This is a genomic window from Microbacterium hominis NBRC 15708, from assembly GCF_001592125.1.
In the GTDB taxonomy this organism is placed as follows: Bacteria; Actinomycetota; Actinomycetes; order Actinomycetales; family Microbacteriaceae; genus Microbacterium; species Microbacterium hominis.
This window is the reverse complement of record NZ_BCWI01000014.1, coordinates 31,094-46,665: the sequence shown is the minus strand read 5'-3', so window position 1 is coordinate 46,665 and position 15,572 is coordinate 31,094. Positions and strand designations below refer to the sequence as shown.

Sequence of the window (15,572 nt, the reverse complement as noted above, 5' to 3'; positions counted from 1 at the left end):
GCGTAGTGGGCAGGTGCGGACGTCGCGTATCGGTGAGCCGCGTCGCGGCGGATCGGCCGGTCAGTCGGCCACGACCGCGAGCGTCTGACGGGCGATCTCGAGCTCCTCGTTGGTCGGCACGACGAGCACCGTGACGCTCGAGTCGTCGGCCGAGATCGTGCGGATGCCGCGTTCGCGGGCCTCGTTGCGCTCCGCGTCGACACGGATGCCGAGGAATCCCAGCGTCGCCAGGGCCTCCGCACGCACGAGCGGCGAGTTCTCCCCCACCCCGGCCGTGAACGAGATCACATCCACCCCGCCGAGCTGCGCGATGTAGGCGCCGATGTACGCCCGCAGCCGGTGGATGTAGACGTCGAAGGCGAGCATGGCCGCACCGGCGCCCTCTTCGCGGCGGTCCTCGATGTCACGCATGTCGGAGACGCCGGCGAGACCGACCATTCCGCTGCGCTTGTTGAGGAAGTCGTCGAGGTCTCCGGGGCTCATCTCCTCACGGCGGGCGAGCACGAGCAGCACGGAGGGATCGAGGTCGCCGGAGCGCGTCCCCATCACGAGCCCCTCCAGCGGCGTCAGCCCCATCGAGGTGTCGACGGAGTGCCCGCCGTCGATCGCGGTGATCGAGGCGCCGTTTCCCAGGTGCAGCACGAGCTGCTTGAGCTCGCGCAGCGGCCGTCCCACATAGTCGGCGGCGGCCTCGCTGACGAACTTGTGGCTGGTGCCGTGGAAGCCGTAACGGCGGATGCGGTGCTTGCGCGCGATCGTCTGGTCGATCGCGTAGGTGTAGGCGGCCGGGGGCAGCGTCTGGTGGAAGGCGGTGTCGAAGACCGCGACGTGCGGCAGGGCGGGGAAGGCCGCGCGTGCCGCGCGGATCCCCTGCAGCGCTCCGGGGTTGTGCAGCGGCGCGAGCACCGAGAGCTCGTCGATGTTGATCTCGACGAGGTCGTCGATGAGCGTCGGACGGAAGAAGCGCGCGCCACCCTGGACGACGCGGTGGCCCACGGCCGACGGCGGGGTCTCGACGAGCGACGGCCCGTACTCCTCGAACGCATCGAGCATCACGCGGAAGCCGGCGGTGTGGTCGGGGATGGGCAGCTCGCGCGTGTGGTCGGCATCCCCCGTCTTGTGCCGGGCCGACCCGATCTCCTGTCCGATGCGCTCGACGAGTCCCGATGCGAGCGCCGTCTGCGACTCGACGTCGACGAGCTGGTACTTGAACGACGAGGAGCCGCTGTTGATGACGAGGACGACGGTCATGCGTTGTTTCCCTGCTGCTGGTTCTGCGCCTGGATCGCGGTGATCGCGATCGTGTTGACGATGTCTTCGACCAGCGCACCGCGCGACAGGTCGTTGATCGGCTTGTTGAGCCCCTGGAGGACGGGGCCCATGGCGACCGCGCCCGCCGAGCGCTGCACGGCCTTGTAGGTGTTGTTGCCCGTGTTGAGGTCGGGGAACACGAACACGGTGGCTCGTCCCGCGACGGCGGAATCGGGCATCTTCGCCTTGGCGACGGCGGCGTCGGCGGCCGCGTCGTACTGGATCGGACCCTCGACCAGCAGCTCCGGTGCGCGCTCGCGCACGAAGGCCGTGGCCTCGCGGACCTTGTCGACGTCCTCACCCGAACCCGACTCGCCGGTCGAGTAGGAGAGCATCGCGATACGCGGGTCGATGCCGAACTGGCGAGCGGTCGCGGCCGACGAGATCGCGATGTCGGACAGCTGCGTCGCCGTCGGATCGGGGATGACCGCGCAGTCGCCGTAGACGAGCACCCGGTCGGCGAGCGCCATGAGGAACACGCTCGAGACGACCGAGACGCCGGGCCGGGTCTTGATGATCTCGAAGGCGGGACGGATCGTGTGTGCCGTGGTGTGCGCGGCGCCCGAGACCATGCCGTCGGCCAGGCCGAGGTGCACCATCATCGTGCCGAAGTACGAGACGTCGGTGATGGTGTCGGCCGCCTTCTCGTACGTGATGCCCTTGTGCTTGCGCAGCTCCGCGTACTCCTCGGCGAAGCGGTGCACGATCTGGGGGTCGAAGGGGCTGAGCACCTGTGCGGCGCCGAGGTCGAGGCCGAGCTCGACGGCCCGGCCGCGCACCTCGGCCTCGTCGCCGAGGATCGTGAGGTCGGCGATGCCGCGGGCGAGCACCGTGGCCGCAGCCTTGAGCACGCGGTCGTCGCCGCCCTCGGGCAGCACGATGCGCTTGCGTCCCGCACGGGCGCGCTCCAGCAGCTGGTACTCGAACATGAGCGGCGTGACCACGGTGGAGTGGGCGAGGCCCAGCGCGCGCGTGAACTCGTCGGTGTCGACGTGCTGCTCGAACAGGGCCAGGGCGGTGTCGAACCGGCGCTGCGAGCCGGCCGCGAGACGACCCCGGGTGCCCATGACCCGCACCGCGGTGTCGTACGTGTCGAGGTCGGTCTGGATGATCGGCAGCGGCGAGTCGAGGCCGACCATGAGGTCCTGCACCGCCGGCGGCAGCGGGAACGGGCCGTTGAGGATGATGCCCGCGATCGACGGGAACGTCCCCGAGGAGTTGGCCAGCAGCAGGCCCAGCAGCACCTCGGTGCGGTCGGCGGGGACGATGACGATGGCGCCCTCGGTGAGTCGCGGAAGGATGTTGTTGAGCGACATGCCGGCGACGACGACGTCGAGCACCTCGCGCACGAGCAGGGCCTCGTCGCCGCGCAGCAGCGTGCCGCCGAGGGTCAGCATGATGTCGCGCACGGCGGGAGCGACGAGGAACACGTCCTCGGGGATGGACCACACGGCCACGTCGGCCTCGCGACTGCCGTCGACGGCCGGGATGTCGCGCACGACCTCGCCGATCGCCGCGTTGATCTCGTCCAGGTGATCGGGGTCGGCGCGATTGGTGATCACGGCGAACAGCTCGGCGCGCTGGTGCGTGATGTCGGTGAGCGCGAGCGCGGTGAGCTGCGCCAGCTGCTGCGGCGTGCGCGCCTCGCTGACCCCGAGACGGTCGCCTTCGTGGCCGCGCCCGTTGAGCACGACGAGCACCGGCGCGCCGAGGTTCGCGGCGATGCGCGCGTTGTACCCGAGCTCGCTCGTGGAGCCGACGTCCGTGAAGTCACTGCCGACGACGACGACCGCATCGCACTTCGCCTCGACGGCCTTGAACCGCTCGACGATGCGCGAGAGCGCGGCATCCGGGTCGTTGCGCACGTCGTCGTAGGTGACGCCGACCGCCTCCTCGTAGTCGAGGTCGACGCCGATGTGGTCGAGCAGCATCTCGAGCACGTAGTCGCGCTCGTCGATGGAGCGCGCGATGGCGCGGAACACCCCGACCCGCGGAGTGGAACGGCTCAGTGCGTCCAGCACTCCGAGAACGATCGTGGATTTTCCGGACAGGCCCTCGGTGGAGGTGATGTAGATGCTCTGCGCCACGGGTTCCAGCCTAGGCGGGGCCCCCGCGGGGCCGTGAGGGATCTGCCGGAGAAAACCTTCCGGCGGGACGGAAGCACGGCGCGGTCCGTACCCCACCGGGCAAAAGAAAGACTCTCCGCGAACCCGGCAGAGCCCGGTTACCCTTGCTACGTTTCCGTCCTGGGGGAGTTGGCCTGGATGCCGTCTCGCGGAGAGCTACATGCGAGTTTACCCGACGTCGCGCCCGCGGCTCGCCAGCCGGGTTAGCATCGAGCAAGCACCGCCGCTGAGACAGGGAGACGCATGCCCGACCACCCGCTCACCGCCGCCACGTTCGCCCGGGCCGCCGAGGCGGTCGAGACCTCCGTCACGCGCGTGATCGACGGCAAGCCGGATGCCGTGCGCGCCGCGCTGGTCTGCCTCCTGGCCGAGGGCCATCTCCTCATCGAGGACGTGCCGGGGGTCGGCAAGACCATGCTGGCGCGCGCCCTGGCCTCCTCGATCGACGCGAGCGTGCGCCGCATCCAGTTCACCCCCGACCTTCTGCCGAGTGATGTGACCGGGGTCAGCGTCTACAACCCGGTGGACCGCGAGTTCGAGTTCAAGCCGGGGGCGATCTTCGCGCAGATCGTCATCGCCGACGAGATCAACCGCGCCTCCCCCAAGACCCAGTCCGCTCTTCTGGAGGCGATGGAGGAGCGTCAGGTGACCGTCGACGGCACCAGCCACCGGCTGGCCGATCCGTTCCTCGTCGTCGCCACGCAGAACCCCCTCGAGATGGAGGGCACCTACGCACTTCCGGAGGCGCAGCGCGACCGCTTCATGATGCGCATCTCCATGGGCTATCCGGATGCCGCGAGCGAAGCGCTCATGCTCCGCCAGCGCGAGACCGTCAACCCGCTCGACGGGGTGGCCCCCGTGCTCGGCGCCGCGGATGTGCGCGCCCTGATCGCGTGGGCACGCGGGGTGCACGTCTCCCCCGCCGTCGAGGAGTACACCGTGGGGCTCGCGCGCGCCACGCGCGAGCACCCGGATCTGCGGCTGGGCGCGAGTCCTCGCGCCACCCTGCAGCTGGTGCGGGCCGCCAAGGTGCGCGCCGCGCTCGACGGCCGCGAGTTCGTCATCCCCGACGACGTGGCCGCGCTCGTCGAACCGGTCTTCGCCCATCGCCTCATCGCCGCCCGCGGCACCGCATCGGCGCGGGGGCGCTCGTCGGCCGACACCATCGCCGCCGTCCTGCGCGCGATCGTCGGGTCGGTGCGAGTGCCGCTGGCCACCCGCTGAGGCCGGTCGTGTCCGGCTGGCCTCTGACCGCGCGCGGCACCGGCGCGGTGCTGCTCGCGGCGGTGTGCGGGTTCCTCGCGCAGCGCTTCGGCATCGCCGAGCTCGCCTATGTCGGCGCGCTCCTCGCGATCGTCGTCGCCGTCAGCGCGGCGACGCTGTACCTGGTGCCCCGCTCGGCGCGCGTCTCCCGCTCGTTCTCACCCGACGTGGCGCCGGTCGGCACCGACGTCCGCGTGCGCCTCCGCGTGCGCACCCGATCCTCCCTCCCCTCCAGCGAGGGCCGTTGGCGCGACCGACTGCCGGACGGCATCGACGCGAGCCCCGACGCCACCGCCGCGGGGCCGGCCGGCGTGTTCCCGGCGACCGCCTCCGCCGTGGCCGGCACTGAGGGCGTCGAGCTCGTCTACTCGGCGCGGGCGATGCGCCGCGGCATCCGCACGGTCGGGCCCCTCTCCGTCGTCTCGACCGATCCCTTCGGCTTCACCCGCCGGCGGCGCTCGGTCGGTGACGGCTCTCCGCTCGTGATCGTGCCGGAGGTCGTGGAGCTCGGGCCGCTGAGCGATCTGCCCGGCGACGCCGGCGGCAGCACCCGCAGTGTCGTCGACCGTCTCGGGCAGGGAGCCGACAACCTCATCCCGCGCACCTACGCACCGGGCGACTCGATGCGCCGCATCCACTGGCGCGCCAGCGCCCACCGCGACGAGTTGATGGTGCGACAGGAGGAGCAGGAGACGACACCCGAGGCCGTCGTCGTGCTCGACCGCGGCGCACCCCGCTGGCCCGTCGAGGCGGCGCGCGCCCCGGGAGGCGACCCGGGCTTCGAGATCGCCGTGTCGGCATGCCTGTCCGCGACGGCGCTGCTGGTGCGCGAGGGCTACCTCGTGACGGTGATCGACGCGGACGGCGCCGTGCTGGCCGATCCCATCGAGGGCGGCGACGGCCGCGGTGTCGAGCAGCTGGCCATCGCGCTGGCGACCGTGACGGCACGACGCGACCTCCCCCTCGACGCGCTGGTGCGCCTGTTCACGGGTATCTCGGCCGGTCCCGTCGTGCTCGTCACCGGCGCGATCGACGACGCGGATGCCGCGGCGCTGGCTGCGCTGCCCCATCACAGCACGCTGCCGGTGCTTCTGACCGTGGCGGCCTCCGAGGCGGCGCGTGTCCGCGCCGTCGACACGGGGTGGCGGCTCGGCGTCATCGCTCCGGGCGCCGACCTCGCATCGGCGTGGTCGGATGCCGTCGCCGCGACCAGCACGCGAGGGGGCGGCCGTGCCGTCGCGTGAGGGCCGCCGGCGGCGGACGGCGCAACGCGGAGAGCTGCGGCTCTCCCTCGCTCTGTGGCTCGGACTGCTCGCCACCCTCGTGCCGCTCACGCGCGTCGTCCAGAGCGGCTCGTGGCTGTGGGGCGCGGCCGGCCTGCCGCTGGCGCTCCTGACGATCGGCTACGTGCTGCGCCGGCTGCGGGTCGCGGCGACCGTGGTGACGCTCATCGAGCTCGCGGTGTGGGCCGGCGCCGTCACGGCCGTCTTCTTCCCCCGCGATGCGCTCCTCGGCGTCATTCCGACGGGGACGCTCGTCGAGGCGGTGCCGCGCATGATCGCCGCGGCATCCACGTCGATCGCCGACGGCATCGCTCCGCTGACGGCGACGACCCCGTTGAGCTTCGTGATCGTCGCCTCGCTCGGGCTGCTGACGATCGCGCTCGACCATGTCGTCGTGACGGCGCGGATGCCGCTGCTGGCGAGCGTCGCGCTGGTCGCCGTGTGGCTGATCCCCGCGATCGCCGTGCCCGCGGGCGTCGACGTCGTCGCCTTCGTGCTGCTGGCCGTCGCGGTGCTCCTGTTGATCCGGGCGGAGACGCGCACCCGCGAGTCGCGGGCGCCGCGTCGGGCGGGAGGCGTCTCCGCCGTCGCGGTGACCATCGGCGCGGTGGCGATCGTGACGGCTCTCGCGCTCGGGCCGACGATCCAGGCGGCCACGCCGGCGGCGGGCCCCGGCACGGCCACCATGATCGACCCCTCGTTGGATCTCGGCGCCGACCTGCGCCGCCAGAGCGATGCGACCGTGCTCACGATGCGCAGCGACAGCTCCGTCGTCCCCTACCTCCGCGTCGCGACGCTCTCCGTCTTCGACGGCGCCGTCTGGCAGCCCGATCGCACGAGCACGGTCGATCTCGGCGGCGAGCCGCTGGAGGGTCTCGAGGTCGGCCCCGACATCGCCGTCGCGCAGGAGCGCACGACCATCACCGTCAAGAACCTGGCCACGGCCTACGCGCCCGTCCCCTACGCGGCGGCGCAGGTCGACGGCCTCGTCGGGTCGTGGCGGTTCGTGCCGTACAACCGCACGGTCATGGGCTCCCAGGGCGCGACCCAGGGGCAGGAGTACACCGTCCTCGCGGATGTCGCCCGCCCCACCCTCGAGCAGATCCGCGCGACCTCCGCGGGCGGCACGGGCCTGCGGATCGAGGTCGACGCGGTGCCCGCCGACACCCCGCCCATCATCGGCGCGCTCGCCCGCGAGGTCACGGCATCGGCGACCACCGACTACGACAGACTCATCGCCCTGCAGGACTGGTTCCGCGGCCCCGCGTTCACCTACTCGCTCGACGCTCCCGTGCAGGAGGGCTTCGACGGCCAGGGATCGGATGCGGTCGCCGCGTTCCTCGAGGCCAAGACGGGCTACTGCGTGCATTTCGCGGGCGCGTTCGCGCTGATGGCGCGAAGCCTCGGCATGCCCACCCGCATCGTCGTGGGCTTCCTTCCGGGCGCGTTCACCGGTCAGGTCGTCGACGGCGAGCGCGTCGTGAACGTCACCGGCAGCCAGCTGCACGCGTGGCCCGAAGTGTACTTCCGCGGGATCGGCTGGGTGCCGTTCGAGCCGACGAAGAGCCTCGGCACGGCGACACGGTTCCAGAGCGCCGCGTCGAGCGGCACCGACGCGCCCACGAGCGCGCCGACCGCGTCGCCGACCGCCGCGGCCACGACGGCTCCCACCGAAAGTGTGAACGGTCCGGCCGAGACCGCGCCCGCGGATGCCGCCGGTGCGGGGGCGGCCCTCATCGATCCCCGGCCGGTGCTCGGCGTCGTCGCCGCCGTGATCGTCCTGGCGATCCTGCCGGCCGCGGCCGTTGCCGCGCGGAGGATGCTCCTCCGGCGCCGCGCCAGTGTGGCCGCCGCCTGGCGGCTCGTGCAGGACACCGCGATCGACGCAGGCGTGCCCGTGTCATCGTCCCAGACGCCGCGGGCCTTCGGCGCCGTGCTCGTGGCGTCGGCCGACGCGCCGCCCGATGCCGTGTCCCGGCTGGTCTCCGCGGTGGAGCGCGCGAACTACGCCGCGGGAGCGGGGGCGGATGCCGGTGCGCGCGCCGTCGAGGACGCTCTCGGCATCCGCGCCGCGATGCTCGCCGCGATGACTCCCGCTCGGCGCGCGCGGGTGATCGCGCTGCCCCGCTCGCTGCTCATCCGGCCCGGGTCGGCCTTCGCCGACCGCGACGCCCCGGCCTGATCGGTACCGGGGCGTCGCGGGGCGAGAGCCGAGGGGTCAGCTCCGCGACAATGCCGGGGCGCTCTCGGCGTCGTCCGCCGAGTCGTCCGCGAAGGGCTCCCCGTCGCGGGGCGCGTCGTAGAGCGCGCGGTCGAGGATGCCTTCGCGCTTCGCGACGATCGTCGGAACGAGCGCCTGCCCGGCGACGTTCACCGCGGTGCGGCCCATGTCGAGGATGGGATCGATCGCGAGCAGCAGTCCGACGCCTTCCAGCGGCAGGCCGAGCGTGGACAGCGTGAGCGTCAGCATGACCGTCGCGCCCGTCGTCCCCGCCGTCGCGGCCGATCCGACCACCGACACCAGCGCGATGAGCAGGTACGACACGATGTTCAGCTCGATGCCGAAGAACTGCGCGACGAAGATCGCGGCGATGGCCGGGTAGATCGCGGCGCAGCCGTCCATCTTGGTCGTCGCGCCGAGCGGCACGGCGAACGACGCGTACTCGCGCGGCACCCCGAGGTTGCGCTCGGTCACCCGCTCGGTCAGCGGCAGCGTGCCGATCGACGACCGCGACACGAATCCGAGCTGGACGGCCGGCCACACGCCGGAGAAGTACTGCTTGATCGACAGCCCGTGGCTCTTGATGAGGATCGGGTACACGACGAACAGCACCAGCACCAGGCCGGCGTAGACGGCGACCACGAACCACACGAGCGTGAGCAGCTTGTCCGTGCCGTACTGCACCACCGCGGACGCGATGAGCCCGAGGGTGCCGAGGGGCGCGATGCGGATGATCCACCACAGCACGCGCTGGACGATCTTCAGCGACGACTGCGTGAACGCCACGAACGGTTCCGCGCGGGCGCCGATCTTCAGCGCCGCGATGCCGACGGCCACCGACACCACGATCACCTGGAGGACGTTGAAGCCCACCGTCGACGTCACGGCGCCGGTGGCGGCATCCGCGGAGCTCGAGACGGTGAGACCGAGGACGTTCTGCGGGATCAGGCCCTTGAGGAAGTTCCACCAGGTGCCGACCGTGTACGGGTCGGCGGTGGTCAGCTGGTCGTGCGCGACGCGGTTGCCGGGCTGGATCGTGACGCCCAGGACGATGCCGATCGTCACCGCGATCAGCGCCGTGATGCCGAACCAGAGCAGCGTCTGCCCGGCCAGGCGTGCGGCGTTCGTGACGTTGCGCAACTGGGTGATGCTCGCGACGATGGCGAGGAAGATCAGCGGCACGACGGCCGCCTTCAGCAGCGTGACGTACCCGTTTCCGATGGTCGACAGCGTCGCCGTCAGTCCGTTCGGGCCTCCCGCGGCATCCGGACCCAGGTTCAGCGCGAGGACGCCGAGCAGGATGCCGGCGATCAGCGCGATCGTGATCTGGAAGCCGAACGACCGGTAGAACGGCTTCTTCGGCTTGGGCGGACGCGCGGCGGGCGCGGTGGTGCTGGTGGAACTCATGAGGGGGATATCTCCAGATTGACGGATGCCGGGCGGAGCGGCGGCCGCGGCGGCGACCACGGAGGATCACCCGACTCGTGAGGCCAACCTCGTCCTCATCCACCGTATTCCCGGCTTCGTAGCCAGGTCGCGTCCGCGCGGGTGAACGGCCGGCCCTTCCGTCCCGGGAATGACGATGAGCCCCACCATGGAGAGGTGGGGCTCATCTCGGAGCGGAAGTGACAGGATTTGAACCTGCGAGGCGAGTTACCCCGCCTACATGGATTCCAGCCATGCTCCTTAGGCCGCTCGGACACACTTCCGCCGACGATCCTATCAGCCGCGGGGAAGCCTCGATGTCGACCGAGGGTCAGGACGGCAGCGGGATGCGCCGGGTCCGATCGCCGAGATCCCACGGCTCGGTCCAGCCGAGGCGGTCGAACAGGGCATCGAGCAGCATCGCCGTGAAGCCCCACACCAGGTGCCCCTGAACCTCGAACGCCGGTCCGCGCCAGACCCGGCCGTCGCGCTCGATCACGGTGACGGCGCGGTTGCGCGGGTCGAGCAGGTCCGCGACGGGGGCGCGGAAGACCGCGGCCGACTCGGCGTCGTCCACGACGCGGACGGGCGACGGATGCCGCCACCAGCCCAGCACGGGCGTGACGAGGTGACCGGAGAACTCGAGGGGAACCGACGGGAGCGCCCCCAGCACCTCCACGCCCGCGGGGTCGAGTCCCGTCTCCTCCTCCGCCTCGCGCAGCGCGGCCGCGATCGGCCCGGCATCCCCGGGGTCGAGACGACCGCCGGGGAAGGCGACCTGGCCGGGGTGGGCACGCAGCGTCGTCGCACGCTCGAGCAGCAGCACATCGAGCTCGCGCGAGACCGCGGCATCCTGCGCGTCGTGCGCACTGGGCACCGCATCGAGCACGCCGAACAGGATGAGCACGGCGGCGGGCCGCGCCGATGCCGGGGCGGGCAGCTCGCGCAACGGCACGCTCCAGTCCTCGCCGCCGGCGGCGAGCGCGATCAGCTCGGCCCGTGCTCCCCCGCCCGCGGGGTCGAGAGCACGTTCTGAGGGCACCCGTTCAGGCTACGGCCTCACGGCGGCGGACGGCGCGGGGGCGGGCCCGCCCGTCGATAGGGTGGAGCGGTGAGCTCGCCCGCGCCGCGCATCGGCATCGTCGTGACGGACGCCTACTCCGACGAAGACCCCGACCACGACACCCCGCTGCTGCTCGACGCTCTTCGCAGCCGCGGCGCCGCGGCGGACGCCGTGGTCTGGCATGACGATCGCGTCGACCTCGCCGCGTTCGACCTGCTCGCGATCCGATCGCCGTGGGACTACCCCGAGCGTCCCGCGCAGTTCCAGGCATGGCTCGACCGCGCCGAGGCGTCCACGCGTGTCGTGAACGCCCCCGCGACCATGCGCTGGAACCTCGACAAGCACTATCTGGCCGAGCTGGACGGCGCGGGCATCCGCGTGGTGCCGACCGCCTACGCGCGGAGCGTCGACGAGGCTCGCGCGGCCCTCGGCGCCCACGAGCGCGTCGTCGTGAAGCCGTCGGTGTCGGCGGGGGCCCGCGACACCGGGCTGTTCGACGCCGTCGACCCGGCGGCGCTCGCCCTCGCCGCGCGGATCATCGACGGCGGCGGCACGGCGATGATCCAGCCCGAGGTGGCGGAGCTCTCGCGCGGATGGGAGAAGGCCCTCTACCTCGTCGACGGCGTCTTCACCCACGCGATCTCGAAGGGTGCGCTGCTGGAGGTGGGCGGCGGTCTCATCGGCGGCGTGTACGAGGAGCATCCCGAGCAGGTCCCCGCGTTCGACGACGAGGTCGCCTTCGCGACCGAGGTCGTGCGCGCGGTGCAGACCGTGACCGGCGGCCCCCTCCCCCTGTACGCCCGCATCGACACGGTGCGCTCGCGCCGCTACGGGCTCGTGCTGCTGGAGGTCGAGCTCGTCGAGCCCGCCCTGAACCTGCACGTGGCGCCGCACGCGACGCCCGCGGTCGTCGACGCGCTCCTGCGCGCCGCCGCGCGCTGACGCGGCGGCCTCACCGTCGGGGTCGACCCGACCGCGGCAGCAGCGTCATGACGAGCGGCACGACGGATGCCGCCATCAGCACGGTTCCGAACACCCCGTCGGTGGCGCGCAGCAGGATGCCGGCGATGAGGAGGATGCCGAACACCATCGCCGTGAGCCCTCGCGAGGCGATCCGCTCCAGACGGTCCAATCGCCGCTCCAGCCGCGACATGTCGACGGCGACCGTGCCCTCCTCGAAACCCGTGATGAGGCCGTCGAGACGCCCCGGCAGCCGCCACGAGGTGGCCAACACGTCGCCGACCTGGGCGAGGGCGTCCTTGACGACGTTGCCGCCCTCGTCGCGCAGCACCTGACCGGCGAACGGTTCGACGCTCTCCCAGATGTTGAACTCGGGGTCGAGCGTGCTGCAGACACCCGACGTCAGCGAGATCGCGCGGATGATCAGCAGGAAGTTCTCCGGCAACTGGAACGGAAGGGTCCGCACGACGTCGCCGAACTCCTCCGCGAAGTCGCGGAACTCGCGCGGATCGACCTCGCGCAGCTGCGCGAAGCCCATCCCGCCGAAGCGCGCGAACAGCTTCGCGTAGGCGCGCTCGAGGTCACGGGTGTCGGCGCCGGGCAGGAGCGCACCGACGTCGAGGATGCCCTGGACCAGACGCTTGCTGTCGCGCGCGGCGACGGCCAGCAGCACGGTGCGCAGCCCCGAGCGCAGCCGCGTGTCGACCGTGCCCATCATCCCGAAGTCGATGAAGGTGAGCGTCCAGGGCGGCGCCGCGGCATCCGCCGACGCCGGTCGCGGCGTGACGAACACGTTGCCGGGGTGGGGGTCGGCGTGGAAGAAGCCCGTGCGGAACAGCTGGGTGAACATCGTCGTCGCGAAGGCGTGCGCGACCTCGGACGGGTCGATCCCCGCGGCGCGCAGGGCGTCGACGTCGGAGATCTTGATCGCCGTGACGTCCTCGAGCGTGAGCACCTTGCGGGTCGAGCGCTCCCAGACGACCTCCGGGACGGCGACCTGGGCATCGGCGGCGGTGTCGGCGGCGAAGCGCTCGGCGTTCTGCGCCTCGTGGAGATAGTCGATCTCCTCGAGGGAGGTCGCCGCGAACTCCTCCGCGAGCGCCGGGGCGTCGACCCGGTCGGACACCAGCCGCACGCGGCTCAGCCAGCCCGCGACACGGCGGAGGGCGGCGAGGTCGACCTCGACGATCTCATCGATCCCGGGCCGCTGCACCTTGACGATCACCGCGCCGTAACCGGTGAGCGTCGCATCGGCCGGCGTGAGCCGCGCGCGGTGCGCCTGCCCGAGGGATGCCGCCGCCACCGGCGACTCGTCGAACCAGGCGAACGCCCGTTCGAGGGGCACGCCCAGCTCGGCCTCGGCGGCCGCGCGGATCAGCGCGAACGGCACCGGCGGCACCTCGTCCTGCAGCCCTTCCAGCTCCTGCGTGATCTCCGGCGGCAGCACGTCCAGCCGCGACGACATGAACTGCCCGACCTTGATCATCAGGCCGCCGAGGTCGACGGCGAGCGCGTGGAAGCGGCGTGCGATGCGCTGCATCCGGGCGCTGCGCGAACGTTCGGCCAGTCGGCGCAGCCCGACGCGCGGGAGGAACAGGTCGTACCACCAGGTCTGCGCCAGCGACAGTGCGGCGAAGCGGAGGATGCGCCGGTATCGCGCGCGGGACCCGGACGGCACGCCGGTCAGTCCTGCGCGAGGAGGGCGTAGATGCGGCGACGCGCCTCGTCGAGCACATCCACGGCCTGCTGCACCTGCGCGGGCGTGCCGGTGCGTCCGACCTGGGCGACGGCCTGCGCGAGCTCGAACCCGGCCTTGGGCAGCGCGCTCATGCGCCCACCGTCGCGCTGGCCCGGCGTCTCCCACGGCGCCGTCCGCTCCGCGGCCGCGTCGGCCTCGGCGCGACCCGCGTCGGTGAGGCTGTAGGTCTTGCGCCCGTTCGCCTCCTCGGCGGCGATCAGGCCCTCATCGGCGAGCATCTGCAGGGTCGGGTACACCGAGCCCGCACTGGGCTTCCACGCCCCGCCGCTACGCTGCTCGATCTCCTGGATGATCTGGTAGCCGTGCATGGGCTGTTCGGCGAGCAGTGCGAGCACCGCCGCGCGCACGTCCCCGCGTCCCATGCGCGGGCCGGTGCGCTGCTCGAACGACGCGCGGAGGTTCTCCATCGCGTCCCACATGCCGCCCGGACCTCCGCCGAATGCTCCCGCGCCGAACCCGCGCCCGCCGAAGCCGTGGGCTCCCGGCCGGCGTCCGCCGAAGTCTGCACCTGCGAATGAGTCGTTCATGATGCCTCCCGATGTCGCGTCGACGATTCGACGATAGTCAACGATATATCGTTCGTCTGTGTGCGGGCTTGGAATCCGAGCAGCGGCGCGGGCGGCGCGACGCGGTCTCAGCCGAGGAACTGCAGCGGATCGAACTCCTCGATCGGGATGACCCGCACCCGCGGCAGGACGGCGTCGAACGCGTGCACGTCGTACTCGAGGTCGAAGAACTCCAGGCCCGGCACGGCGGCGAACTCGCTGCTGCGGAACTCGTGGAATCCGATGAGGCCCACCCGCCGCTCCTCGCCGGCGAGGACGGCGAGGTCGTCGACGAAGTCGCGGTCGTGGCTGACGAGCACGACGTCGCCCCCGCGATCGCGAAGCGCGCGGAGGGTCCGCTGGATCGCCAGATCGACCACCTTCGCGTCGCTCGGACCCGACAGCGGCACGGGCGTGTAGCCGAGCGCGAGCAGCGCCTGCACGAACGGCATCGGCAGGTGCGTCGAGGCGTTGAGGAAGAACAGCCCGCGCACCGGCTGCTGCCACCGCTCCTCGAGGAACCCGAGGAGGCGGTCCCAGCGCGGTCGCTCGTCCGGTTGCGGTCGACGACCGAGGATCGATCCGCCGAGCGTGGCGTCGATGTTCTCACCGTCGACGAGGATCCAGCTGGTCCGTTCCGTCACGTTGCCTCCCTCGGCATCCACGCGTCCTCTCGCGGTCCGCGCCCCTCGACCGTAGCAGCGGGCACGGAGCGGGCGGCGATCAGTCGTCGCCGCGGGCGAAGGCGCCGCGCAGGAAGAAGAACACGATCACGGCGACCACGAGCACGACGCCGATCTTCGCGATGAACCACAGCACGCTGAAGACCACGTTCACGAGTACCCACGCGATGAGGATCGCCACGACGACCCCGACGACGGTCCCGAGAGTGCTCCTGCTCATGGTTCCAGCGTAGACGCTGCCGCGCGCGGGCGACCGGGATGCCGCGGCTCGGAGCTCAGCGCCGAAGCGCCGACGCGATGGGGGTCGCGCCCGCGTTGAAGCGGATCGTCCGCCCGACGGTCGACGGCTCGTCGATCACCGCGGCGATCACAGCCGCGACGTCGGCGCGCGACACCGACGCGCTCCGTTCGGCATCCACGTCGATGAGCCCCGTCGGCGGGTCGAGCGTCAGCGCCGACGGCGCGACGATCGTGTAGGCGAGGCCGCTGGCGCGCAGGTGCTCGTCCGCGGCGGCCTTGGCCTCGGCATACGCGTAGAACCCGTCCTCGGGGTCGACGCCGTGATCGGGCCCCGCGCCGAAGTACGACACCATCACGAAGCGAGAGACCCCCGCGGCGCGCGTGGCGTCGATCGTGCGGATCGCCGCGTCGCGGTCGACCGCGTAGGTACGGGCGGCGTCTCCCCCGCCCGCGCCCGCCGACCACACGACGACGTCGAAGCCGCTCACGAGCCCGGTGAGCCGGTCGAGGTCGAAACGCTCGACATCCGCGACGAGCGGGTGCGCGCCGGTGGCGGAGACCTCGTCCTCGTGGGCGGGGTTGCGGATGACGGCGGTGACCTCGTGGCCCCGGTCGGCCAGGAGCGGCTCGAGGAGCAGGGCCACCTTGCCGTGTCCGCCGATGAGCAGGATGCGCGCCATGGTCAGTCCTCCG

General features: G+C 72.0%; 13 protein-coding genes, 1 tRNA gene and 1 other RNA gene. 4 read left to right on the top strand and 11 right to left on the bottom strand.

Features of this window, described 5'->3' with window-relative positions; genetic code table 11:
* Positions 1-60 precede the first annotated feature (60 nt).
* The 3 genes from MHO01S_RS11600 to ffs form a co-directional block, all read right to left on the bottom strand.
* Positions 61-1,251, bottom strand: a complete 1,191-nt coding sequence (locus MHO01S_RS11600; RefSeq protein WP_060960002.1) for an acetate/propionate family kinase — start codon at positions 1,249-1,251, stop codon at positions 61-63.
* Complete coding sequence (gene pta, locus MHO01S_RS11595) at positions 1,248-3,398, bottom strand: phosphate acetyltransferase (protein ID WP_061782344.1); 2,151 nt, start codon at positions 3,396-3,398, stop codon at positions 1,248-1,250. The genes MHO01S_RS11600 and pta overlap by 4 nt, the downstream gene beginning before the upstream one ends.
* 103 nt (positions 3,399-3,501) lie before the next feature.
* Positions 3,502-3,598, bottom strand: an RNA gene (gene ffs, locus MHO01S_RS11590) — signal recognition particle sRNA small type.
* A gap of 82 nt (positions 3,599-3,680) precedes the next feature.
* Between ffs and MHO01S_RS11585 the strand changes: the two genes are divergently transcribed.
* From MHO01S_RS11585 to MHO01S_RS11575, 3 genes are read left to right on the top strand one after another with little or no spacing between them, the layout of a single operon-like run.
* Positions 3,681-4,661: an AAA family ATPase gene (locus tag MHO01S_RS11585; RefSeq protein ID WP_060960000.1), complete on the top strand. Its 981-nt coding sequence runs from the start codon at positions 3,681-3,683 to the stop codon at positions 4,659-4,661.
* Between the two features lie 8 nt (positions 4,662-4,669).
* A complete protein-coding gene (locus tag MHO01S_RS11580; RefSeq protein WP_061782343.1) occupies positions 4,670-5,944 on the top strand; it encodes a DUF58 domain-containing protein in 1,275 nt (424 codons plus the stop codon).
* Positions 5,931-8,165, top strand: a complete 2,235-nt coding sequence (locus tag MHO01S_RS11575) for a transglutaminase TgpA family protein (protein ID WP_061782342.1) — start codon at positions 5,931-5,933, stop codon at positions 8,163-8,165. The genes MHO01S_RS11580 and MHO01S_RS11575 overlap by 14 nt, the downstream gene beginning before the upstream one ends.
* Positions 8,166-8,201: 36 nt before the next feature.
* On the opposite strand, the gene MHO01S_RS11570 is transcribed toward MHO01S_RS11575, so the two are convergent.
* From MHO01S_RS11570 to MHO01S_RS11560, 3 genes are all read right to left on the bottom strand, one after another.
* Positions 8,202-9,611, bottom strand: coding sequence for a dicarboxylate/amino acid:cation symporter (locus tag MHO01S_RS11570; protein ID WP_082734188.1), 1,410 nt, complete (start codon positions 9,609-9,611; stop codon positions 8,202-8,204).
* Between the two features lie 213 nt (positions 9,612-9,824).
* Positions 9,825-9,913 (bottom strand) — tRNA-Ser (locus MHO01S_RS11565).
* A gap of 47 nt (positions 9,914-9,960) precedes the next feature.
* Positions 9,961-10,671, bottom strand: coding sequence for an NUDIX hydrolase (locus MHO01S_RS11560; protein WP_060959997.1), 711 nt, complete (start codon positions 10,669-10,671; stop codon positions 9,961-9,963).
* Between the two features lie 69 nt (positions 10,672-10,740).
* Here MHO01S_RS11560 and MHO01S_RS11555 point away from each other — a divergent pair, with 69 nt between their 5' ends.
* A complete protein-coding gene (locus MHO01S_RS11555; protein ID WP_061782341.1) occupies positions 10,741-11,634 on the top strand; it encodes an ATP-grasp domain-containing protein in 894 nt (297 codons plus the stop codon).
* A 10-nt stretch (positions 11,635-11,644) separates the two neighbouring features.
* Here MHO01S_RS11555 and MHO01S_RS11550 read toward each other — a convergent pair whose 3' ends face one another.
* From MHO01S_RS11550 to MHO01S_RS11530, 5 genes are all read right to left on the bottom strand, one after another.
* The gene (locus MHO01S_RS11550; RefSeq protein ID WP_082734187.1) at positions 11,645-13,330 is read right to left on the bottom strand and encodes an ABC1 kinase family protein; all 1,686 of its coding nucleotides are present in this window, start codon (positions 13,328-13,330) and stop codon (positions 11,645-11,647) included.
* Positions 13,331-13,335: 5 nt separating this feature from the next.
* Entirely contained in the window at positions 13,336-13,938 is a 603-nt protein-coding gene (locus MHO01S_RS11545) for a PadR family transcriptional regulator (RefSeq protein WP_061782340.1), read from the bottom strand.
* Positions 13,939-14,045: 107 nt separating this feature from the next.
* Positions 14,046-14,600, bottom strand: coding sequence for an NYN domain-containing protein (locus MHO01S_RS11540; RefSeq protein ID WP_060960013.1), 555 nt, complete (start codon positions 14,598-14,600; stop codon positions 14,046-14,048).
* A 79-nt stretch (positions 14,601-14,679) separates the two neighbouring features.
* Entirely contained in the window at positions 14,680-14,859 is a 180-nt protein-coding gene (locus MHO01S_RS11535) for a hypothetical protein (RefSeq protein WP_060959994.1), read from the bottom strand.
* A 55-nt stretch (positions 14,860-14,914) separates the two neighbouring features.
* Positions 14,915-15,559: an NAD(P)H-binding protein gene (locus tag MHO01S_RS11530; protein WP_060959993.1), complete on the bottom strand. Its 645-nt coding sequence runs from the start codon at positions 15,557-15,559 to the stop codon at positions 14,915-14,917.
* Positions 15,560-15,572: the final 13 nt, after the last annotated feature.